The organism is Anabaena sp. EIM26, from assembly GCF_057568715.1.
Map to the genome: position 1 here is coordinate 4,956,994 of NZ_CM172472.1, position 15,484 is coordinate 4,972,477.

Annotated in this window: 14 protein-coding genes and 3 pseudogenes; 1 reads left to right on the forward strand and 16 read right to left on the reverse strand. The window is 35.3% G+C overall.

All coding sequences use genetic code 11. The features are described from left to right. Positions 1–34 precede the first annotated feature (34 nt). From AC012T_RS21550 to AC012T_RS21570, 5 genes are all read right to left on the reverse strand, one after another. The gene (locus tag AC012T_RS21550; protein WP_487060726.1) at positions 35–325 is read right to left on the reverse strand and encodes a type II toxin-antitoxin system RelE/ParE family toxin; all 291 of its coding nucleotides are present in this window, start codon (positions 323–325) and stop codon (positions 35–37) included. A 2-nt stretch (positions 326–327) separates the two neighbouring features. Further along, a complete protein-coding gene (locus AC012T_RS21555) occupies positions 328–612 on the reverse strand; it encodes a hypothetical protein (protein WP_487060727.1) in 285 nt (94 codons plus the stop codon). 145 nt (positions 613–757) lie between these two features. Further along, on the reverse strand, positions 758–1,144 hold the full coding sequence (locus tag AC012T_RS21560; protein WP_487060728.1) for a type II toxin-antitoxin system VapC family toxin: 387 nt from the start codon (positions 1,142–1,144) through the stop codon (positions 758–760). Positions 1,145–1,146: 2 nt separating this feature from the next. Next, complete coding sequence (locus AC012T_RS21565; RefSeq protein ID WP_487060729.1) at positions 1,147–1,368, reverse strand: type II toxin-antitoxin system Phd/YefM family antitoxin; 222 nt, start codon at positions 1,366–1,368, stop codon at positions 1,147–1,149. Positions 1,369–1,679: 311 nt separating this feature from the next. Next, positions 1,680–2,609 carry an XDD3 family exosortase-dependent surface protein gene (locus AC012T_RS21570; protein ID WP_487060730.1) on the reverse strand — a complete coding sequence of 310 codons (930 nt, stop codon included), beginning with the start codon at positions 2,607–2,609 and terminating at the stop codon, positions 1,680–1,682. Positions 2,610–2,838: 229 nt separating this feature from the next. Here AC012T_RS21570 and AC012T_RS21575 point away from each other — a divergent pair, with 229 nt between their 5' ends. After that, the gene (locus tag AC012T_RS21575; RefSeq protein WP_487060731.1) at positions 2,839–5,382 is read left to right on the forward strand and encodes a tetratricopeptide repeat protein; all 2,544 of its coding nucleotides are present in this window, start codon (positions 2,839–2,841) and stop codon (positions 5,380–5,382) included. Between the two features lie 46 nt (positions 5,383–5,428). Here AC012T_RS21575 and AC012T_RS21580 read toward each other — a convergent pair whose 3' ends face one another. From AC012T_RS21580 to hpsL, 11 genes and pseudogenes are all read right to left on the reverse strand, one after another. Next, positions 5,429–5,830 (reverse strand): helix-turn-helix domain-containing protein, encoded by a 402-nt coding sequence (locus tag AC012T_RS21580; protein ID WP_487060732.1) that lies wholly within the window; start codon positions 5,828–5,830, stop codon positions 5,429–5,431. After that, positions 5,814–5,936, reverse strand: a pseudogene (locus AC012T_RS21585) (type II toxin-antitoxin system HigB family toxin); the annotation flags it as partial. The pseudogene AC012T_RS21585 and the gene AC012T_RS21580, both read right to left, overlap by 17 nt. 137 nt (positions 5,937–6,073) lie before the next feature. After that, positions 6,074–6,190 (reverse strand): annotated as a pseudogene (locus AC012T_RS21590) (type II toxin-antitoxin system HigB family toxin); the annotation flags it as partial. A 289-nt stretch (positions 6,191–6,479) separates the two neighbouring features. Beyond that, positions 6,480–7,058: pseudogene (locus AC012T_RS21595) on the reverse strand (Uma2 family endonuclease). A gap of 208 nt (positions 7,059–7,266) precedes the next feature. After that, on the reverse strand, positions 7,267–7,851 hold the full coding sequence (locus AC012T_RS21600; protein ID WP_487060733.1) for a Uma2 family endonuclease: 585 nt from the start codon (positions 7,849–7,851) through the stop codon (positions 7,267–7,269). Between the two features lie 132 nt (positions 7,852–7,983). After that, positions 7,984–8,622: a peroxiredoxin gene (locus AC012T_RS21605; RefSeq protein WP_015215850.1), complete on the reverse strand. Its 639-nt coding sequence runs from the start codon at positions 8,620–8,622 to the stop codon at positions 7,984–7,986. Between the two features lie 107 nt (positions 8,623–8,729). Continuing rightward, positions 8,730–9,911: a hormogonium polysaccharide biosynthesis glycosyltransferase HpsP gene (gene hpsP / locus AC012T_RS21610; RefSeq protein WP_487060734.1), complete on the reverse strand. Its 1,182-nt coding sequence runs from the start codon at positions 9,909–9,911 to the stop codon at positions 8,730–8,732. A gap of 206 nt (positions 9,912–10,117) precedes the next feature. Further along, on the reverse strand, positions 10,118–11,290 hold the full coding sequence (gene hpsO / locus AC012T_RS21615) for a hormogonium polysaccharide biosynthesis glycosyltransferase HpsO (protein ID WP_487060735.1): 1,173 nt from the start codon (positions 11,288–11,290) through the stop codon (positions 10,118–10,120). A 191-nt stretch (positions 11,291–11,481) separates the two neighbouring features. Continuing rightward, the gene (gene hpsN, locus AC012T_RS21620; protein ID WP_487060736.1) at positions 11,482–12,462 is read right to left on the reverse strand and encodes a hormogonium polysaccharide biosynthesis glycosyltransferase HpsN; all 981 of its coding nucleotides are present in this window, start codon (positions 12,460–12,462) and stop codon (positions 11,482–11,484) included. Positions 12,463–12,624: 162 nt separating this feature from the next. After that, entirely contained in the window at positions 12,625–13,740 is a 1,116-nt protein-coding gene (locus AC012T_RS21625; protein ID WP_487060737.1) for an acyltransferase family protein, read from the reverse strand. 6 nt (positions 13,741–13,746) lie between these two features. Further along, entirely contained in the window at positions 13,747–15,420 is a 1,674-nt protein-coding gene (gene hpsL / locus AC012T_RS21630) for a hormogonium polysaccharide biosynthesis protein HpsL (protein ID WP_487060738.1), read from the reverse strand. Positions 15,421–15,484 lie beyond the last annotated feature (64 nt).

Sequence of the window (15,484 nt, forward strand, 5' to 3'; positions counted from 1 at the left end):
TTAAAATAAAAATCGCTTTCAATTTTGCTACTTATTAAATAGGTCTATTTTCTCGTCCATAATATATACGTAAAATAATCACATCATCCTCAATAATAACGTAGTGAATTATAAAACCATACTTGCCAAAAGAAACTACAAGTTTTCGTAATCCTGCTATTTCATCTAGAATTGCACCACGACGCGGATTTTGTTGTAGACTTCCACCAGAAGCAACAATTGCTTGTATTGCACGGGCTGCTGCGTCAGCATTACTAAGTGCTATAAAATAATAATGACGATTTAAGTCACTAATAGCAGTTTCTGTCCAAACTATCTCAGACATTATTATTGTTGAACTATTAAACTATTTGCCCATTTCTGAACTTGTTCATGTTTGACTCCTGAACCTGTACTAAGGTAGCTTTCTAAAGCAGATTTGCTTTGCTCAATCATGTCTTTTTCACTAAGAGACTGAAAATTTAATTCTGTATCTATTTGACCATAATCAAGTGATTCTGCTCCTAAATCTTGCTCTTCTTGAGCTAATTCTGTAGCTAAAAATTGAATGGCTTTGATTTTTTCCTGATGAGATAATTTTTGCAGTGAGGGTAAAATTTCTGTTAATTTCATAGAAATTAGGTGTAAAGCTATTTATATTATACTGTAATTGCCCTTTATTTTCCATAGATACAGGAAAGCGTTAGCATTAGCTTACCGCAGGTATCGCTCTTTTGATGTGAAGGTGGCTAGAGGGCGATCGCATTAATAATTGAGATCACCATATAAGATCAACTTTGTATAAATCAAACATAGAATCTCGACTAACAATAGGGATATTTTTGACCATAGATTGTGCTATTAATAATCTATCAAAGGGGTCATTATGATGAAAAGGTAAGCTGGAAACTGTTTGTAAATGACTCAGTTGAATATCTAAGATTTTAAAATCAGCCAATTGGATTTTTTGCTGAATATAATCATCTATAGGTACAGATAAATTTAGCCTACCTTTACTTTGCTTAATTGCCATTTCCCAAATACTAGCAAGACTTATATATTTGATATTATTGGTATCTTCAATTAATTCTCTAGCAGTTATACTAATATTTTCATTGCCTGAGAAAAACCACAAAAGTGTATGAGTATCTAATAAAACTTGCATGGTTAATCTTCAAATTCTTCTAATGGGTCATCAAAATTATCAGCAATAGAAATGATATCTTTATCTGTACCAAATAAAGGAGGACGTTTAGATTTAGATTTGAGTGCTGTTAATTTTAATAAAGGTTGCTGGTTTTCAGTAATAATAATTTCTTCTCCATTTAATGCTAAGTGAAATAATTCTGATATTTGGTTAATTGCCTGTGTAATTTCTATGGAAGACATAATAATGGACTTGAATATAATTTTAATCTGATTATAACATGATACAGTAAAAATAATTCCAGGAAATATGATAAAATGTAATATAAAGTTTCTATCCAAACTATCTCAGAGATTATAATCAACGTGGCTAGATGCTAGAGAGCGATCGCGAAGCGCGACCTAGTAATCGCTAAATACCATGAATAAGAAAAGCGATCGCTCTTTTGAAGTCAACGTGGCTAGAGACTAGAGGGCGATCGCTATAAGTAAATATTCAATTTTTATTGATAATTTAAGTCGTGACTAAGAACTAATTATGTTTTCTGTATACCTCAACTTATTTGGCTTTTAACACTAACTTTTGATCCTTTTTTCGTAGAGTATACAGCACCCATTAGAACTACCAAACCTAAAATTGTACTAGGTTCAGGAACCTCTACAACAGGCTCATAAGAACGTTGGTGATAAGTTGTGGTTCCATCATTATTGCAGTTTAGTAACAGGCTAATAATTAGATCACCTATTGGTAATTTTGTTTTATCAAACTTCACACCAACTAGATCAGAACCTACCACAGCAAACTTACTTAAATCAACTCCAAGATCCAATAATTCCTGTTTGTTTAGAGTAGTAACGTCAGCTATCTTGTTATTAGATGAACCAATGACATTGGGAGTAGGTTGATATTGTCCTGCTGGTTTAGGTTCATAGGACATATAACTAGAAAATTCATCTTTGGACATATAGCCAAACATATGGCTTCCATCCTTATCTCTACCAGGTGTACTATTCAAGGTATTATAGTAACCTTGCAGATAATAACCATCATTTTGTGCAGCTACACTGGCTAGAGTTATATCACCCCATACACCTGAAGACACACCAGAATTATTTCCAGGTGCAAATTGAATACCATACACACTACCTTGATTAACTGCTTCATTCAAGCTCAACCCAGGTGAAAAGTTGAGAAAAATATCTCCATAATTAATATTACCATCAGCAGCACCATTGCTAGGAAGACCATTTAAAGGAAATTGACTATTAAATGCTATATAAAGGAAGTTTGCATCCTCCATACTATATATACCATATAACTCATTCGTTGATCCTCCATTACCATCAAGACTATCATTAGGTGAATCATCAAAATACTGTCCAGTTCCATAGATATTTAATGCTTTAGCTGATTGACTATTAGTAATTAAGCAGCCAATTATTATGAAGAGAATTGAGGTTATTTTGCTGACTATGTTTTTCATGAGTAATCATCCTATATAAATCTCTAACTTTTGAAAGTTGAACTAAATAAATTCTTATCCATATCCAAATTAATAGCAATTCATAAAATTCAGTGTTTTTACTTACAAAAAAAAGTTGATATAAATATGAATTTTTCATAAAATTCAGGAAAATATCCTAAAAATTCATAAAATTCAAGTATTATCAAATTTCTGGGTGCAACTGTAATTACTAATACCTAACTCACAGATGACTACGGAAGAAGCATTGAAACTGCTGGAACTTGTTGATAATTGGGTTTCTGAGAAGACAATAGAAAACCTTTCAGATATCCACAAGGCCATAATTCAACAGACATTGGAAGGTAAGAAGCTGAAGGATATTGAAATTGTAGGCTATGCAAATAGTTCTATTCAGCGTGAATATGCTCCCAAGTTGTGGAGGTTATTGGAGAGAATAACAGGAGAGAAAAAGGTTGGTGTGAAAAACCTACAGGTAGTTCTAGAGAGACTACAAAAACGTGAATTAGCTAAAGTTTCAGACACCGTAACAGCAAAGGTTGACGAGACGGAGGGAGAAAAGAATCAGACACCACAACTTTCGGAATCTTCTGTAGAGAATGTTTTATGCTATTCATCCGAGTCTAATTTTGTCGGACGTGACACAGCCATTACTGATATCAAAACCCTCGTTAGTCAACTTAACAAAATCATTGTTATTCAAGCAGCAGGGGGAGTTGGTAAGTCAACTTTAGCCAAGCAATATCTAAAAACTCAAGGATTTGAGTTGGTGCTACAGCTAGAAATGGCTAAGGAAAAAGAGAACATCACCGCTATTGAAAGTGTAGTTGAAGAATGGCTGAAACAATACTTTCAAGAAGAACCAGGAAGAGAATTTGGAATTACCCTCACAAGATTACAACGACAACTACAAACCCGTAAAGTAGGAATATTAATTGATAACTTAGAACCTGCACTAGATAAACAAGGTAGGTTTATTGAAAAACATGGCTGTTATGTAGAATTGTTGAGGATTTTAGCTGATTCAAATGTGCAGTCTGTCACCCTAATTACCAGTAGAGAACGTTTATGTGATGAGCGTGTTAATGGTATTTCTCATTACCCTTTATCTGTGTTAGATGTAACCGCATGGGCAGAATTTTTTACATCTCGCAAAATTAAGATTGATACTCCCTCTCTGGAAGCAATGTACAAAATTTATGGGGGTAATGCTAAAGCAATGGATATCCTCTTTGGGGTAATGAGAGAAGATTATGATGGGGATATGTCCGCTTATTGGCAAGAAAATTGTACTTTAGTGGAAACGGAATTAAAGAATTTAGTTGAAAGTCAATTTAATCGGTTACAAACATTAGATACTGAAGTTTATAAACTGCTTTTTCGGTTGGGTTGTTTTCGTTATCAAGATGTACCCAGAGTTTCTTGTGATGCACTATTGGCTTTACTGTGGGATGTTCCTGAAGATAAGCAGAGAGATGTAATTAAGTCTTTGCGAAATCGATGTTTAGTGGAGTTTGAAAAAGGAGAATATTGGTTACATCCCATTATTAGGGAACAGGGGATAGAAAAGTTGAAAGCAAGTGGAGAATGGGAAGAAGTAAATCGTAAAGTTGCTGAATTTTGGATAAAAAATGAATTAGAAGCTAAATTAAAAATTGATTTATTTAAAAATTGCATTATAACTTTTGAATCTTTTTATCACTACTGTAGTATTTTTGATTGGGATCAAGCCTTTAAAATTCTTGAGAAGCAAGTAAATATAGGCGGAAGTAGGGTAAAACTAAGAGAGCAAATCCGTAGATATGGCTGCTCTCACTATTTAATAGATAGTTTAAATCAACTAAAAGGTAAACTATTAAATCCTGCTGATGAAGGACAAAGAGTCGGAGCTATAGGTGTATCTTTTTACTATATGAGCCAATATGAAAAAGCAATCAAATATCTTCAAAAATGTGAGAAATTATATGAAAATATTTCAAATTATTATCGTAGTTATGCACAGGTGTGGCTGGCAAAAAGTCATCAAGAATTAGGTAAACTTGATTTAGCAATTGATTATTGTAAAAAAGCATTAGCAACCAGCGAAAAGTTAATTAATTTGAATGGAGAAGAAGATGGATGTAAATATATGACATTAAATACTATAGGCTCAATATATATTGATTTGGGAGAATATAAAATTGCTATACAAAATCATGAAAATGTTATAAAAGCATCTAATTTTTCAGATTCATTCTATAAACGACATAAAGGAGATGCTTTAGCTTATATAGCTTACTGTAAATCTGGGATTGGTGAATATAAAGAAGCGATATATTTTTGCAATGAATCAGTTAGAATATTCCAGGAAGTTCAAGATTATATCAGTGAATGTATAGCCAGATGCTGGCTTTGCGAGTTTTATTTGTACATCGGAAAGAATAATCTTGCAAGGGAAACTTTAGAATCTGCTGAAAAAATTTCAAAGCAAGTTAAGTTTCTAGATCCTCAACTAGAAACAATATTACTAAATACTAAAGCAATCTTTCTTGTTAAAACAAATGATAATTTTGAAAAAGCTATTAGTTTATATCATGCGTCAATACAATTAAATAAAAGTATTGGTGCTAAGTTTTATCATGCTAATACTGCTTATAACCTTGCACTAACATATCAAAAAATGGGTAAAACCGAGAAAAGCCACATCCATTTTGATGAAGCTATCCGACTGTTCAGCGAAATGGAAGCACCCAAGCAAGTTGAGAAAGTTGAAAATGCGAAGATCCAAAGTTAAGCTACATAAAAATCTGTAAACTGCCGATATTCAGGACGAATAAATTTTACTCATGAAATAAACTAGCTTCTACATGAAAAAAATCTCCCAACTTTTCTGCTAATTCTAAAGTTATTTTCTGCGTTCCATTTAAAATGTCATCAACCAAGCTTTCTGAACCCAAAAAAACTTGTAAATCAACTTTATTTTTACCAGATTCATCCAAAAGGAATAATAACATAGATTGAGGATTATTTTGTTGATTAATCTGATAATGTTCTTGTTCAAATTTTTCTATTAAAGTAATTAGCAATTGATAAAGTTCATTTTCTTCAGGACTGCGTTCCCGGTGCATTAAATCTTCCACAATGGCTAAAGCTTGTTCGTTTTCTGCTTCAGTTTTAATAATTTTGGGGAGATAAGCTGTTAATAATTCCTTGTATTTCTCTGGATTAAAAATAAGGGTCATTTTTCCAATTATCCTTATCGTATTCTGCGTGAGTGAGGATATATTTAATATAAATTAATTGACCTTCGTAATCTATGCTAACAATTAATTGGTATTTATTGCCTTTAGAGAACTCCACAGAAAGAAATGCCCAATGTCATTCTGTTCACGAAGTGTGTAGTGAAGAATCCTCCGAGATGCTTCATTCCGCTTTGCTGCACTCAGCATGACAAGACAGGATCATTTATTTTGTGGCTTACTCTTAATATTGAAAACTGTAAAATTCCCCACAGCTTCAGCTTTCGGAAAAACCTGCTGCACTTCGACGAAGTTTGACCATTTAGCTTTACTAAAAATCTTATACCAGTTGTTCAGTGATTCCTAACAATCGGGAGCATCCCAATTTTGCAAAAACATTGCAAATTGTCATTCTGTTCACGTTCACGTAGTGTGCCGTAGGCATAGTGTGGCGTTAGCCATACGGAACGGAGTGAAGCGTTCGCGCAGCGTGCCGTAGGCTTTAGAATCTCGCGAGATGCTTCATTGCGCTTCGCTTCATTCAGCATGACAGTAAACTTACACATTTGGGATGCTCCCTAACAATCTGCATGATTTTCTGCATATTCTCTTATTAGTTTAAAACTAATAACGTGCATATTCCTGTTTATAACTACCAAATTTTCTCCATATTCAAAACAAACCCCGGTAAAACAGGTTCACAATTAACAGTATTAGGATTTTCTAAACATTCTTCTATTTGTCCAGGACGATAAATATAAACTTGACGATTTTTGCGGTCAATTAATAAACCTAATTGTATTCCTGGTTCTTGCATATATTCCTGCATTTTGTCTTTTAAAGGTTGCAGGTTATCAGAAGCTGACCTTAATTCGATGACAAAATCAGGACATATGGGTGCAAATTTTTTCTGTTGTTCTAGTGTGAGTGTATTCCATCTTTCTAATTTTATCCAAGCAGCATCAGGAGAACAGTCTGCACCTGTGGAGAGTTTAAAGCCTGTGCTGGAAGTAAATGTGATACCTGTACCATCTTTTTCCGACCATACCCACAATTATCCAAATATATTACCTTCTCGGTTTCCTGTTTCTGAACCTGTAGGTGGCATAATTGATATTTCTCCAAATTTATTTCTTTCAATGCGTAAGTCACGGTTTAGTTGACAGAATTCAAAAAATTGATCGTCTGTCATTGATGACGGCATTTGTAACATTAAGGGAGATGAAAGCATGGTGATTTCCTTGTAGTTATTTTGTTTAGAGAACTCCACAAAAAGAAATGCCCGATGTCATTCTGTTCACGTTCACGTAGTGTGCCGTAGGCATAGTGTGACGTTAGCCATACGGAACGAAATGTAGTGAAGAATCCTCCGAGATGCTTCGTTTCGCTTTGCTACACTCAGCATGACAAAACAGGATCATTTATTTTGTGGCTTACTCTTACCAAATTTTACTCATATTCAAAACAAATCCAGGTAAAACAGGATCACAGCTAACAGTATCAGGGTTTTCTAAACATTCTTCTGGTTTTCCAGGAAGATAAATATAAACTTGGCGATTTTTGCGGTCAATTAATAAGCCTAATTGTATGCCTGGTTCCTGCATATATTCGGTCATTTTGTCTTTTAATGGTTGCAGGTTATCAGAAGCTGACCTTAATTCGATAACAAAATCAGGACATATGGGTGCGAATTTTTTCTGTTGTTCTGGTGTGAGGGTGTTCCATCTTTCTAATTTTATCCAGGAAGCATCAGGAGAACGGTCTGCACCTGTGGAAAGTTTAAAACCTGTGCTGGAATCAAAACCAATTCCTGTACCATCTTTTTCAGTCCAAACTCCTAGCTGTACAGCTAAGTTGAAATTACGATTTCCTGTTTCTGAACCTGCGGGGGATATGATTGATATTTCTCCAAATCTATTTCTTTCAATGCGTAAATCACGGTTCACCTGACAGAATTCAAAAAATTGATCGTCTGTCATTGGCATTGAAGATGGCATTTGCAACATTAAGGGGGATGATAGCATGGTGATTTCCTCCATATTTGCCTACCGAAATGATTTTATTATATCGCTATTAAAGGGTTGCAATTAGATATAAAAAAGGTGGGTTACGCTGTCGCTAACCCACCCTACGAAGAATATTTATGTTACTGGAAATTACTTGTTAGGTTGGGGTGTCATGCGTAAATAAGGTTTGATTTCTTTGTAACCTTTGGGGAATTTCTCTTTGAGAACTTCGGGATCTTTTAATGATGGAACAATTACGCAATCTTCTCCATCTTTCCAGTCAGCGGGGGTAGCAACGCTGTAATGATCAGTTAATTGCAGAGAGTCAATGACTCGCAATAGTTCATCAAAGTTGCGTCCTGTGCTGGGGGGGTAGGTAAAGCTAAGACGCAGTTTTTTGTTGGGGTCGATAACGAAGACGGAACGCACTGTGATGTTTGCAGCTGCGTTGGGGTGAATCATGTCATAAAGGTCGGAAACCTTTTTGTCTGCGTCTGCGAGAATGGGATAGTTGAGGGCGGTTCCTTGGGTTTCTTCAATATCTCCGACCCAGCCATTATGGGAGTCTACATCATCGACGCTGAGTGCGATCGCTTTTACGTTGCGTTTATCAAATTCTGGTTTCAGTTTAGCTACTGTACCTAATTCGGTTGTGCAAACTGGTGTAAAGTCAGCAGGGTGGGAGAATAGCACTACCCAGCTATCACCGGCCCATGCGTAAAAATCAATATCACCGTGTGTTGAGGCTTGAGTAAAGTTGGGTACTGTATCACCAAGACGGAGAGTCATGCGAGATTCCCTGTAATTAAGAAAGCATATTTTTACTGTGTTATCATGACACAGAACGGTAAATTATCCCATCAACATTCCACAGGTTGCAACAAAATTTTAAATTTCTAAACTTTTTGGTCTGCCACAATTTCCTGATAAGCTTGAATTACTTGTTGTGCGATCGCATCCCAGCTAAAATTCTCTAAGGCATATTTTTCGGCATTTACTCCCCGTCGCTGGCATTCTTGGGGATTTGACAAAGCCTCTTTTAATAAATCCACCAGTGATTTTACATCAGTTTTCCCCACCCAACCAGACTCACTATCTACAACCTGCTGATATATATGCACTTGGTCAGAAATAACCACTGGTTTTCCTGCAACCATTGCTTCAGCCACCGCAATGCCAAAATTTTCGTAATAAGAAGGTAACACAAATAAATCAGCAGCTTTTAATAAACTTCGTTTCGCTTCACCCGTGACAAAGCCAGTAATTGTTGTGTGAGATTTTAATGATGAATTTTCAATTTCAGATTTAATTTTTTGTTCATAATCTGGATCTTGGGGATTTGTTCCCGCTAAAATAAAGTGAAAATTAAAACCATCATTTAATAATTTTTCTAATGCGGGAATTAGTAAATCTAAACCCTTTTTAGGGTCAATGCGGGACATAAATAAAACGACAGGTTTATCACTAGGAATACCCCATTGGTTAATAACTGAATTTTTTCCATCTTCCACAGGGGGAATTACACCCAAAGGAATCACTAAATCTTTTGTTTTTACGCCAAATCTTGCTGATATTTTCGCTTCTTGTTCGCTAGTAAAATGAATAGCTGCTGCACCTGCTAAATTGCCACCTTCTAAAATTTTTACATAAAGCTGTTTTAATAGTTTCTTCTTCCGTAAATCAGCCGGATCTAAAGTTCCTAAAGGACGTAAAATATAAGGTAAATTTTGTTGCCGACAAATTAATGCTGAGGCACTACTAACAGGAGAAAATAAAGCATGAATATGGGCAATATCAAACTCTTTAGAATGAGTTTTTAACCATTTTAATAAATCTAGAGAAAACTTATATCTGCGAAATGGCGCACAACGAAAGTAAATGATTTCATAACCATCTTGCTTTATAGGACAATTTAAAGGCACATCAAGAGGTTTTTGACCAAAATCGCCATTACTATCTGTGGTAATGATTGTAACCTCTTCACCTGCCTTTACTAACGCTGGGGCTAACCCCAATACCATTTGACTAGGGCCACCATAAATTAAAGAAATCGAGGGAACAATATGTAATATTTTCATTTTCTGCCGCACTATACTAGTTATTTGTGCAAATCTTTTTTTCTTCTCTCTGCGTCCTCTATTTCTCTGTGGTTAGTTGAAATCAAATATTATCAATTAAATGAACCGCGAAGACGCGTTCGCGTAGCGTTCCGAAGGAAAGTGCGCGAAGGAAGGAAAAGAAGAAAGAAGATATCTAATCTTACATTTGAAAAAAATATCTTTTACTAAGATCTAACTAATTCTTGATAAAATTTAAATTGTTGCTGTGCTAAAGCCTTATTTGTATATTGAAACATTGCTTTTTCATAACCCAATTCACCCAAATTTTCAGCTAAATCAGGTTTTTCCATTAATTGCAACAAACAATTAGCTAAAGCTTGAATATCACCTTCAGGAAAAATTAAACCAGCATCACCGATTACATAAGGAATTTCTCCAGAGTCAGAACCAATTACAGGAACTTTGCAAGCCATAGCTTCAATTAAAACATGGCCAAATTGTTCCTTCCAACCTACAGCAGTCAGGGTTTTAAACTTGTAAGTTGTTTCGGAAGGTAAAACTAAAGTACTCATTAAATTGATATATTTAGCGACTTCATCATGGGGAACACTTTCAACCATAATTAGCCTATCTTGAATATTATTTTCTGCTGATATTTTAATTAATTCATCTTTTAACTCTCCTCGTCCTAATAGTAATAATTTCCAAGATTTATTTTTCAAAGTTATCAATGCTTGCAATAGAGTTAATAATCCCTTTTCTGGTACAAATCGACCGACAAAACCAACAACAAAATCGCCCTCATTAATGCCTAATTTAGCAGCTAATTCTGGTTGTATTTGAGGAGTAAAAAGAGTTTCATCTACACCTAATTGCGGCATAACTTTAATTTTCCCGTTATATCCTCTTTGGCGCAAAATTTCTGCACCATCTTGATTACCAGAAATAATTCCGTCACTATTATTCAGATTAAATTTTTCTAATAAAGCAATTGGTAACTTCAATTCATAAGGCAAATTCCACCAAGTGAAAAATATATTCTTAGCTTTAAGTCCTAATAGTTGATTTAAAATTATCATTTGTGTATAAGCCAAACCCCTAGAACCTTGTTCTACATGAATAATTTGGGGGCGGAATTTTCGCAACAAAGTTATTAAATCAGCACCAAAAGTCAGCAGCCCTTGATGATTTTGACTAAAATTAGATACGGGTACTATTTTAAATGCACCTTCATCACGATATTCAGATTCAATAATTTTATTTTGTACCCCTCCTGGTTTCCAAAGTTTAGGAACTACAACAGTAACTTCAATTTCCGGTTGTAATTTTGATAAAGCGCGTAACTTCTCACAATTCAAATCTACAATATAGGTATGACTAGCAACTAAGATTTTCATGATAATGTCTGAACATAATTTACATTGTTGAACTTAATAAAAACCCATCATCATCCTCTTCCTTTCTTCCTTCGCGCACTTTCCTTCGGAACGCTACGCGAACGCGCCTTTGCGGTTCATTTAATCCATATTCTTCTGGCGGGCAAGATGCCCACCCAAAAAAATGATATTCTAATTGCAGAATAAAAAATCTAAATTTGTTGATCTAAACGACTGTAAACTTGCCCATCATTCCAGATTGATTGAATCATACTACCCACAGCTTTCAGAAAACCCAAAACATAGAAAACCCCGCGAGTTGCAACCTTAATCGGAGAACCGCTTTTATAACAAGGTGGATTCCCCAGAACGTGACAATCAAACAAACGTCCGTAGAGACGTAAAGCTTGGGTAAAAGTGAGGTTTTTCAGACCCAGTAAAAAATGGTTGTGATAGAAAGTGACTTGATAATTGAGCGATCGCATACTAATATCATGACAGCCTCCCGTCTCTTCTCCTAAATGCACCAAATGCGCCTCCGGGTCATACCAAATTTTATACCCAGTCTTTCTCACCCGCAAACAGAAATCTGACTCTTCCCGCACCGCACTACCGCGAAACCTTTCATCAAACTTCAGCCCATACTTAGTAAAAATTTCGCTGCGAAAAGACATATTACAACCCCGTGCTGTGAGTACCTGTTGGGGTTTAGTAGTATGAACTAAATCAATGTGATACCAAGCAATTCCAGGGTCCATTGCTTCTGGGGGTAGATATTCAATCTCCAGTTTTCCCCCAGAGTCACCTAATTTCATTCTGTCAAATACTCGCCCTGCAACAGCCCCTATTTCTGGATTTTGCACATAATTTTTGACATGGGCGCTTAAAAATCCAGGTTCTAACTCTACATCATCATCAATAAATAAGATGATTTCACCCTGTGATCTTCTGACTGCATAATTTCGCGCCCCTGGTAAACTTGCCCAATCCAAACGCAACAATTTAATTTTACCTGCTGCTGACATTTCTTCCAAAAAAGCTTGCGTTTCTGGTTCGTGAGTTTGGGTCTGGTCTACTACTAAAACTTCAAAATGCGGATAGTCTTGTCTTAAGACATCAACGATGCTGTCTTGCAAAAGTTTTTCCCTTCTATAGGTAGGGATAACAACTGAAATTAAAGGGTAATTATCCATAAGTTTTGATTATTGAAATTGTAAAGGTTGCCAAGTTTGTGGCTAAATTAGAGTATGTCGAGAATTACGGGGTAAGTTGTGAGTACTGATGTTTTATTGACCTATTATGAATATTTTTAGCCTTTTCATATCCTAAATTAGAATTTTTATTAGAATTGATTATTACTGCCAAACACTTTCTAATCTTTTTATAACAATTTTTTCTAATTTAGTAAAGATGAAAACATATATCGTTAATAAACTCAGAGATATAAATAAAGAGAGCAATATTGTTAAATTAATATTTAGTGAGATATTTTTAGTTAACGGAGATAAGATTACAAAGTATAAAGGTTGATGAATCAGATAAATTTGGTAAGAATAAATTCCTAAGATTGAAAGAAAACTGAGAAACGATTTAAATATTACCATTTTTTCTAATCGCAATAATAATGCTTTGATAGCTAAAAAGAAGAAAGGAGTAAATAGGATATCAAAACCTAGCATATATACAATATTTATGCGTTTCAATACTAGCAGTCCATAAAAAACTAATCCTAGAGTAAAAATAATAGTGGATATGAGAAAATCTATTTTCCGAAAGTTTTGATGTTCAGCATAAATAAATCCCCAGTACAGTCCTAAACAAAACTGAAATATATAACTACCAAAAAAATTATTTTGCAGAAAAAATAAGTAGTTAGACCTATCATGTTCTAATGAAAAATAAAAAGCAACTATTTTGGTAATAACAGCTACTATAAGTCCTAACCATAAAATCTTATTAGGTCGATTTTTGCAAAGTATAAATATTATAGGTGTCAAAATATAAACTTCGAGAATCACCTTGAAAAACCAAAATCCTGGATTAATTACCTGTAGATGTACACCTGCTAAACCTAATACTGATAAAATAAAGTTTGGAAGAGATTCAATTTGAAACTTTCCAGCAAAATAATACAGTAAACAAGTTAATATTACAGCTAACCAATAAGACGGATAGAGTCTAAATAATCTTGTTCCTAACCATGATTTCCATCTAACTTCAATTTTATCGCTCCCTGCTGTAATTGACCGAGATATCAAGGCATAGCTAGTGTTGAAACCTGCCATTAAAAAAAATATATCTACAGCAGCATATCCCACTCTGGCAAAATTTCTATCTAAAATATTAATAATTTGAATATCTTTTGGATAGTTTTGAAAAAAATGGAATAAAATAATTCCTAATATTGCTAATCCTTTTGTTCTATCAATCCAATGAAATCTATTTTTTTGTGTTTGATTTGGAGTATTCATATTAGATTAGATAGATGGTTGACCATTCAGATTATTTTTAAAAGGGCGTTTTTTCTGACCTTTTTGATTAACTAGCATATTGTTTGGGCTTTCTTGTTTATCGAGTGCTGGTAATTTGAATACTATTCCCGCACACAACCAATAATAAACACATACTGGATCAACATCTAGAGGATAGTAATAAGTATTATAGCTAATAAGTAGTACAAATACCCACATACTAGCACCATAAGTACGTAAGTTACGGTCTTTTATTGAGCGATATGTTTTAAAACTAGCAATTGTTATGCTGGTAACAAGACCGAGAAAAGCTAGTACTCCCACAATTCCCACTTCATACAACACTTTAGGGTAGTAAGTTTCCACCAACTTGGTTGAACCCAAAGCGCGAGCAGAGTTGGTTGCTCTTCCTAAACCAGAACCAATAGGGGTTTTGACACTTTTCCAATTCTCGTCAAATTGATCTACAATAAATGCCTGCGGTGGTGATGCATTCCAGCGCCCCACAAAACTGTCTATTCTATCTTGGACGATAACGGGGTTAGCTGCCATCGCAATTCCCAAAATTAAAACGATCGCTCCTCCTATCGGGATAAATCGTTTGAGGTTGCCAATTTGACCAGTCAAGAATAACAGAAGCACGAAGCAGACTGGTACTAAAGCTAAGGCAATTCTCTGCCCTGAAACAACCGCATTTATAAAGACGAATGCGAGAGTCACTAAACCAATGATCCGCCAAATAATAGAGCGATCGCTAAAACTAGTAGCAAAGGTAAAAAATGTACTAGAAATTAAGAACCATGCCCACTGCCAAGGAGCTACAAATGTTCCTGGTAATCGGATTACCCCTTGTTCAGGGGTATATAATAATGCTCCACCCACATAACAACGAGCGTCGAGTGTGGCTTTAAATAAGGCATCTCCTTCAACCCCTACAGTCCCTTTGCATACTCCTATTGTGAGTAGGAAATATTGCATGATTCCTAAGAGACAGCACACTAGAATCAACACAATCTGAGTCCGCGATAACAGCAAAAAATCTTTTTGATCGCGAATTAAATAGTAGGAACAACTAATTAAGGGTAAATAGCCCAAAAATACTTTTAAGCCGAGAATTCCCACTCCTAGGGGTATGTCACTAGAAGGTGCGCTTAGAACTCCACTGCTGATAGGTGGGTTGAACTGCTCTCCTCCATTGATGAATATCAGGGTTAGCATAGAGCAGCCAAAAAGAATCCATAATGGGGTTTTAATGGCTTGGGGAACAATAAAGGGTTGCTTTTTCCGGCGGCAAGTTTGCCAAAGTGCGATCGCAGCGGGAACATAAAAAGCATCTTTAGCTAGTTGCATGACGGGATTATTGCCAATGTAGTAAATAATTGTCCCTGCAAAAGGTAAGTAAATGATAAAGGCGTATAGAGCGTGACGCGGGTATTTATAAGAAAATGACAGTATTAAAATACCTAATACAGCGGGAATTGCTAGTTTAATTCCCCCAACAAAAAAAATCATTAATCCTAAGAATAAGCCAGTACCCCCAGCAGTAGTTAGTAAGCTGATAAATTCTTTGCGTGCTAGGGTAGCTTGTCGTTTCTGGGCTAATTGTTCTTTAAGACTGAGAGGGGGTTTGTCAACTGACGACTGCTTTTTTGCTTTGCGGGATTTTTTGGTTTTTGCCATAAGATTTGAGTACCGAGTACCGAGTACTTAGTACCGAGTAACGAGGAGAGTACCCAGTACTTTC

Bases quoted from the DNA above. Each gene is read 5' to 3' on its own strand.
- AC012T_RS21550 (WP_487060726.1), bottom strand. From the start codon at position 325: ATGTCTGAGATAGTTTGGACAGAAACTGCTATTAGTGACTTAAATCGT.
- AC012T_RS21555 (WP_487060727.1), bottom strand. From the start codon at position 612: ATGAAATTAACAGAAATTTTACCCTCACTGCAAAAATTATCTCATCAG.
- AC012T_RS21560 (WP_487060728.1), bottom strand. From the start codon at position 1,144: ATGCAAGTTTTATTAGATACTCATACACTTTTGTGGTTTTTCTCAGGC.
- AC012T_RS21565 (WP_487060729.1), bottom strand. From the start codon at position 1,368: ATGTCTTCCATAGAAATTACACAGGCAATTAACCAAATATCAGAATTA.
- AC012T_RS21570 (WP_487060730.1), bottom strand. From the start codon at position 2,609: ATGAAAAACATAGTCAGCAAAATAACCTCAATTCTCTTCATAATAATT.
- AC012T_RS21575 (WP_487060731.1), top strand. From the start codon at position 2,839: ATGACTACGGAAGAAGCATTGAAACTGCTGGAACTTGTTGATAATTGG.
- AC012T_RS21580 (WP_487060732.1), bottom strand. From the start codon at position 5,830: ATGACCCTTATTTTTAATCCAGAGAAATACAAGGAATTATTAACAGCT.
- AC012T_RS21600 (WP_487060733.1), bottom strand. From the start codon at position 7,851: ATGCTATCATCCCCCTTAATGTTGCAAATGCCATCTTCAATGCCAATG.
- AC012T_RS21605 (WP_015215850.1), bottom strand. From the start codon at position 8,622: ATGACTCTCCGTCTTGGTGATACAGTACCCAACTTTACTCAAGCCTCA.
- hpsP (WP_487060734.1), bottom strand. From the start codon at position 9,911: ATGAAAATATTACATATTGTTCCCTCGATTTCTTTAATTTATGGTGGC.
- hpsO (WP_487060735.1), bottom strand. From the start codon at position 11,290: ATGAAAATCTTAGTTGCTAGTCATACCTATATTGTAGATTTGAATTGT.
- hpsN (WP_487060736.1), bottom strand. From the start codon at position 12,462: ATGGATAATTACCCTTTAATTTCAGTTGTTATCCCTACCTATAGAAGG.
- AC012T_RS21625 (WP_487060737.1), bottom strand. From the start codon at position 13,740: ATGAATACTCCAAATCAAACACAAAAAAATAGATTTCATTGGATTGAT.
- hpsL (WP_487060738.1), bottom strand. From the start codon at position 15,420: ATGGCAAAAACCAAAAAATCCCGCAAAGCAAAAAAGCAGTCGTCAGTT.